A 1,549-nucleotide genomic window follows, 5' to 3' on the forward strand; every position below is an offset into this window, starting at 1 on the left:
GCCACCTCGACCGCCGGGACGGCCGCGCGGGCCCGGCTCCCGCGCTCGACCACGCCGAGGGCCCGTGCCGAACTCGCCGGTGTCGCGGTGACGTTCCACTACCTGAACCGGATGGTCACCGTGTTCCTCGGTGACTCCCCGGTGCCCGACGGCACACCGGCACCGGCCCGTCGTGGCGTGCTGCGGGTGCTCGGCAGGCTGTTCCGTGAGAGAGCGGGCGCCCGGTACCCGCCGGGCGCCTCGCTGCCGTTGCTGCCGGCCGGACCCGCGCCCCCGGAGTCCGAGTTCCGGGAGTCCGGGTTCCGGGAGTCCGGGTTCCGGGAGTCCGAGTTCCCGTGGGCCTCCGCCTCGCCCACGGTCTCGGACGCCCTCGCACGTGCGTACGCGACGTTCGACTCGGTGGGGGCCGAGCACGTGGCGACTCCGGTGCGCGACCTGGTCACCACCGCGGTGCGGTCCTGGGACGGCACCACGGATCTGTCCGTTCGCGCCGACATCGAGCACGCGATCACCCCGTTGGCCGTACGCCACCGGACCGCCGCGCGGCTCGCCCTCCTCACCGCTCTCGCGCCGCACCGGGTGGACGGGTCCGTGGTGGCCGCCTACCGCGAGCAACATCCGACCGACCTCGAACTGGTCTCGCTCACGTCCTGGGCCAGCGCCACAGCCGCACGCGGGGTGGGCCGCTGGCTCGGTCCGTCCACCGCACTCTGACCGAGGCGGTGACCACACCGCCTCCCGAGGAAAGGGACCGACATGACATCGTCACACCGGACCGCACCGGACGTCATCACCGACTTCGACACCGAGGTACGAGCACTGGATCGCGTGCTCACCGCGCTGCCGGACACGGGTTGGCGCACTCCGACACCGGCTCCCGGCTGGACCATCGCACACCAGGTCGCACACCTGACGGCGACGTTCGATCTCGCCGCGCTCGCCGCCTCGGACGCGGACGGCTTCGCCGCGCTGGCCGGCGCACTCTCGGACGACTTCGACAGCAACGTCGAGGCCGCGCTCTCCCGTTACGTGGACCTCACCCCCACCGAACTGCTCGCCCAGTGGCGCCGCGCCGCCTCCGCCGCTTCGCACAGTCTCCGCGCGGCCGATCCGCAGACCCCGGTGCCCTGGCTGGTGCGGTCGCTGCCTCCACGAGTGCTCACCGAAGCCGGGATGATGGAGTTGTTCGCACACGGGCAGGACATCCTCGACGCGTTGGGCAGCACCCCGGAACGGACCGACCGCCTCTACCATGTCGCCCTGTTCTCCACCCGCACCTGGGACTTCGGGTACCTGGCACGGGATCTTCCCGTCCCCGAGGCGACGTTCCACTTCGAGCTCACCGCCCCCTCGGGTGCGGTGTGGTCCTTCGGCGACGAGCACGGCGGGCAGCGGATCACCGGACCCGCGGTCGACTTCTGCCTGCTCACCACCCGCCGCAGGCACCGGGCCGACCTGGCGGTACGGGCCGTCGGCGCCGACGCGGAGGCATGTGCGAGTGCCGGTATTCTTGGTCCGTTCGACCTACTCGCCTGCTCGCTGCCCTTGC

General features: G+C 72.3%; 1 protein-coding gene and 1 pseudogene. Both read left to right on the forward strand.

From position 1 onward, the window contains the following. Window positions 1-714 (forward strand): annotated as a pseudogene (locus tag SACHA_RS25730) (hypothetical protein); the annotation flags it as partial. A gap of 42 nt (window positions 715-756) precedes the next feature. After that, a partial coding sequence (locus tag SACHA_RS22785; protein WP_019811729.1) for a TIGR03084 family metal-binding protein occupies window positions 757-1,549 on the forward strand: 793 nt, incomplete at its 3' end.

It is taken from the genome of Saccharomonospora halophila 8, from assembly GCF_000383775.1.
Classification (GTDB): Bacteria; Actinomycetota; Actinomycetes; order Mycobacteriales; family Pseudonocardiaceae; genus Saccharomonospora; species Saccharomonospora halophila.